This window comes from Enterobacter sp. 03-F-07-AD-ECC (genome assembly GCF_047530935.1).
Classification (GTDB): Bacteria; Pseudomonadota; Gammaproteobacteria; order Enterobacterales; family Enterobacteriaceae; genus Enterobacter; species Enterobacter cloacae.
Genome location: NZ_JBLKBZ010000057.1, coordinates 1 through 3,406, shown reverse-complemented (window position 1 = coordinate 3,406; position 3,406 = coordinate 1). Strand labels below are relative to the sequence as shown.

At 60.2% G+C, this 3,406-nt stretch carries 6 protein-coding genes and 1 pseudogene; all 7 read left to right on the top strand.

Translation table 11 applies throughout. The features are described 5' to 3' along the window. Nucleotides 1-268 precede the first annotated feature (268 nt). The 7 genes and pseudogenes from ACMWKA_RS25545 to ACMWKA_RS25515 all read left to right on the top strand — a co-directional run bounded on the left by ACMWKA_RS25545 (nucleotide 269) and on the right by ACMWKA_RS25515 (nucleotide 3,300). Nucleotides 269-559: a nucleotidyltransferase family protein gene (locus tag ACMWKA_RS25545; RefSeq protein ID WP_001247892.1), complete on the top strand. Its 291-nt coding sequence runs from the start codon at nucleotides 269-271 to the stop codon at nucleotides 557-559. After that, the gene (locus ACMWKA_RS25540; protein WP_001293886.1) at nucleotides 556-957 is read left to right on the top strand and encodes a DUF86 domain-containing protein; all 402 of its coding nucleotides are present in this window, start codon (nucleotides 556-558) and stop codon (nucleotides 955-957) included. Before ACMWKA_RS25545 ends, ACMWKA_RS25540 begins: the two co-directional genes overlap by 4 nt. Continuing rightward, nucleotides 947-1,303 carry a cupin domain-containing protein gene (locus ACMWKA_RS25535; RefSeq protein ID WP_000215515.1) on the top strand — a complete coding sequence of 119 codons (357 nt, stop codon included), beginning with the start codon at nucleotides 947-949 and terminating at the stop codon, nucleotides 1,301-1,303. Before ACMWKA_RS25540 ends, ACMWKA_RS25535 begins: the two co-directional genes overlap by 11 nt. Nucleotides 1,304-1,557: 254 nt before the next feature. Continuing rightward, on the top strand, nucleotides 1,558-1,884 hold the full coding sequence (locus ACMWKA_RS25530) for a hypothetical protein (protein WP_003100858.1): 327 nt from the start codon (nucleotides 1,558-1,560) through the stop codon (nucleotides 1,882-1,884). Further along, nucleotides 1,881-2,381: pseudogene (locus ACMWKA_RS25525) on the top strand (transposase). The gene ACMWKA_RS25530 and the pseudogene ACMWKA_RS25525 overlap by 4 nt, the downstream one beginning before the upstream one ends. After that, on the top strand, nucleotides 2,378-2,749 hold the full coding sequence (locus tag ACMWKA_RS25520) for a hypothetical protein (protein WP_021243030.1): 372 nt from the start codon (nucleotides 2,378-2,380) through the stop codon (nucleotides 2,747-2,749). Before ACMWKA_RS25525 ends, ACMWKA_RS25520 begins: the two are co-directional and overlap by 4 nt. Then, a complete protein-coding gene (locus tag ACMWKA_RS25515; RefSeq protein ID WP_003100847.1) occupies nucleotides 2,743-3,300 on the top strand; it encodes a recombinase family protein in 558 nt (185 codons plus the stop codon). The genes ACMWKA_RS25520 and ACMWKA_RS25515 overlap by 7 nt, the downstream gene beginning before the upstream one ends. Nucleotides 3,301-3,406: the final 106 nt, after the last annotated feature.

The following is a 3,406-nucleotide window of genomic DNA, read 5'->3' as shown; positions in this document are numbered from 1 at the left end:
CCCATTCAGACGCCGGATAGATTCAAGCAAGCCAACTTATCGTCAAAATCGGTGTTGCAAAAACGGGAGTGACCATAGATTCCGTTTTCTGAGACGACCACAGATCAGAAAAGACTGTGCAGCCGACTCTTGATATTCCGTGCAGTCACCTTCTGAAAATGACAGGCGCGGCACGGGAATCAAGGCATTGCGATTCTCGAAAATAGTTCTTGAAATTCTATTCTTGATTGCATATCATCTCAACGAGTTTCGATAAGAAAGGATGCGCATGCGACCGTCTGTTGTGCTTGACATGAAGCGAAGCGCAGTGCGTGAAGCGGTAGGCCGCTTTCGCGCCGCGAACCCGCGCGTCTTCGGCTCGGTGCTGCATGGCACCGACCGGGATGGCAGCGACCTCGACCTGTTGGTCGATGCGCTGCCCGGTGCCACGTTGTTGGACTTGGGCGATTTGGAAGAAGAACTGAAATCGCTGCTCGGCGTTGACGTCGATCTGCTGACTCCCGGCGACCTGCCGCCGAAGTTCCGGGCCAAGGTGCTCGCGGAGGCGCAACCGATATGAGCGAGAACCGCCTGCCCGATTACCTCGACCACATTCAGCAGGCCGCAACCGATGCGCGCAGCTTCGTGGAAGGGATGGCCAAGGACGACTTCTTGGCCGACAAGCGCACCCAGCAGGCCGTCATCATGAGCCTGATCGTCATCGGCGAGGCGGCCACAAAGGTGATGGATGGCTACGTCGAGTTCACCCAGGCGCATGCCGACGTGCCGTGGCGCAGCATGCGCAATATGCGTAATCGCATGGCTCACGGCTATTTCGACATCAACCTCGATGTGGTGTGGGAGACGGTACAGGAATGGCTGCCGGCGTTGCTCCAGCAATTGCCCGCCGTGCGTCAGGATGCCGACGATGAAGACCGTAACGACAACTGTGAAAGAGGGATCTCCGATGACTGTTGAATCGAGAATATTTTCTGTAGCCGAGTATGTTCAGCCGTCCGAAGGCGAGCCTATTCGTTCCGTTGTGCTTGAAACCCGAGACTCAATTATCGTGGTTTGGCATGTCCATCCCGGGCAGGAAATTGCGGCTCACATTCATCCTCACGGCCAAGACACGTGGACTGTTTTGTCGGGAATGGCTGATTACTTTCAGGGCAATGGGATTGTTCGTGCCCTCAGGGAAGGTGAGATAGCCGTGGCAAGACCGGGCCAAGTGCACGGGGCGCGAAATACAGGTACCGAGCCATTTGTGTTAGTCTCGGTTGTGGCATCAGCCAATGCCGGTTTCGTATTGGCTGAGCGATAGAGCCCAATCTCTGGAGTTGGTCCAATGAGCGGTCGGGGAGATAGGTAACAGACATGCAGCGGACACGGCTGCTAAACCAGGTCGCAAACCTCCTTGCGTCGCAGCGTGCCGCAAGCGACGCGATCAATCGAATGGGGTCGGCATGAGACTGAACACCATCCAGTTCCCGACCGCGTAGCCGCCTGTCCTGCCGATCAGGTCTTGACCATCGACGCCTGGGATCAGTCCTGAATGTTCTTGGAGACCACTACGTTATGAGCCGCAGCCGCCGCAAAACACCCATCGTCGGGCACACGACCTGCGGCAGCGAGCGCGAGGACAAGAAGCTCTGGCATCAGCGCTGGCGCACCCGTGAGCGCACGGCGCTGACCAGCGCGTCGCCCGAAGCCCTGAGCGCCCATCTGCCCCTGCTGGAAAACCAGGCCAGCAGCGTCTGGTCGATGGGCAAGGATGGCCGCTCCTACTGGCCCGTCAAGCGCCAGGCCGCCACGGCGGATCGCATCGCCAATCACAAGGGACGCAACCCGCAAGAACGCGCCTCCCTGAAAAAGCGCCTGCTGCGCAAGTGGATGAGCAAATGAAGCTCTCCTTCCATCAGCACATTGCGCTGTTCTGGATGATCGGTGCTCCGGGCGTCTTCGCGCCCGTGATCGAGAACGCCAAGCGGCCCGATGCCGGCGCCGTCATGGCGTGGGGTGTCGCGATCGTGGCGGTGATGATCCTCTTCACCCCTTTGCTGCTGCGCTGTCCACCATTCCGGCGCTGGTATGGCCGGACGGATGCGCTGTCGGAGCGGCAGCGCTAGGCGCTTGCCGAGCGCGGCCTGCGCCGCTACTACCAGACCGCTTTCGATGACGGCTACGTGCCCCGCGTGATGCCCTACGTGTGGCGCATCATCTGGACGGTCGGCGGGTTGATGGCTGTGACCGCCGTACTGCCTACCAACACCGGACGGCCAGCCTTCGATGCCTTGGTGGTCTTCTCGACCTGGTATCCGATAGGCGTGATGCTGCTGGTTTTCGCGTCGAGGCCCCTTGGCCGGTTGATTCGCCAAAGAGCACAGGAGCGGCGGAAATGAGCACGTCAACCATCGAGGCGCTGGCCAGCGCCTGGGCAAGGATTGCCGAGGAAGCGGAATTCCCCGCTGACTACGAGGGGACTGCCACACCACAAGCGCATCGGGCTAGCGAAGCTATTCAGGAGCAGATTCGGGAGCGCATCGTCGCCACCAACGACATGCGGCTGTTCAGCCTGCTGCACCTGCTGAGTCAGGCGTCGCTGCGCATGGAGCAAGCGCTGTGGCCGGAGGATTACGAGCGGATGACGCGCGAGGTTGAGGAAGCCCTGCGGCAAGCCACCGACGCCAACGCCAGATCGTACACCCACGAAGAAGTGATGCAGGCGATGCAGGAACGCATCGACCGGGCGCGAGACAAGCCATGTTGATTGGCTATGCGCGCGTCTCGACGCAGGATCAGAACCTGGAGCTGCAACGCGAAGCCTTGAGCAAGGCCGGATGTAAAAAGGTCTTCGAGGACAAGGTGAGTGGCACGCGGGCAGACCGGCCTGGCTTGGCCAAGACGCTCGAAATGCTGCGCGAAGGCGATACTTTGGTCGTCTGGAAGCTCGACCGGCTGGGCCGGTCGGTCAAGCAACTGGTCGATCTGGTCGGCGATCTGCACAAGCACGGTGTCCAGTTCAGGAGCCTCACCGACTCCATCGACACCGGCACACCATCCGGGCGGTTCTTCTTCCACGTCATGGCGAGCCTTGCCGAAATGGAGCGCGAGCTGACCGTCGAGCGCACCCGCGCCGGGCTGGAAGTCGCCAAGCAGCTCGGCCGCAAAGGCGGCCGCAAGCCGAAGATGACCGACAGCAAGATCGAGTCGGCCAAGAAGCTGCTGGCCAGCGGGGTGCCGCCCAAGGACGTGGCCAAGAACCTCGGCGTGTCCATTCCGACGCTGTACCGCTGGGTGCCAGCCTCCACGCACGCTTAGCGTGCTTTATTTAATGAGATGGTCACTCCCTCCTTCCCGGTACTATGCTGAGGACAGGCTTTCATTCGGAGAACTATCATGGAAAACATTGCGCTCATTGGTATCG

Bases quoted from the DNA above. Each gene is read 5' to 3' on its own strand.
- ACMWKA_RS25545 (WP_001247892.1), top strand. From the start codon at position 269: ATGCGACCGTCTGTTGTGCTTGACATGAAGCGAAGCGCAGTGCGTGAA.
- ACMWKA_RS25540 (WP_001293886.1), top strand. From the start codon at position 556: ATGAGCGAGAACCGCCTGCCCGATTACCTCGACCACATTCAGCAGGCC.
- ACMWKA_RS25535 (WP_000215515.1), top strand. From the start codon at position 947: ATGACTGTTGAATCGAGAATATTTTCTGTAGCCGAGTATGTTCAGCCG.
- ACMWKA_RS25530 (WP_003100858.1), top strand. From the start codon at position 1,558: ATGAGCCGCAGCCGCCGCAAAACACCCATCGTCGGGCACACGACCTGC.
- ACMWKA_RS25520 (WP_021243030.1), top strand. From the start codon at position 2,378: ATGAGCACGTCAACCATCGAGGCGCTGGCCAGCGCCTGGGCAAGGATT.
- ACMWKA_RS25515 (WP_003100847.1), top strand. From the start codon at position 2,743: ATGTTGATTGGCTATGCGCGCGTCTCGACGCAGGATCAGAACCTGGAG.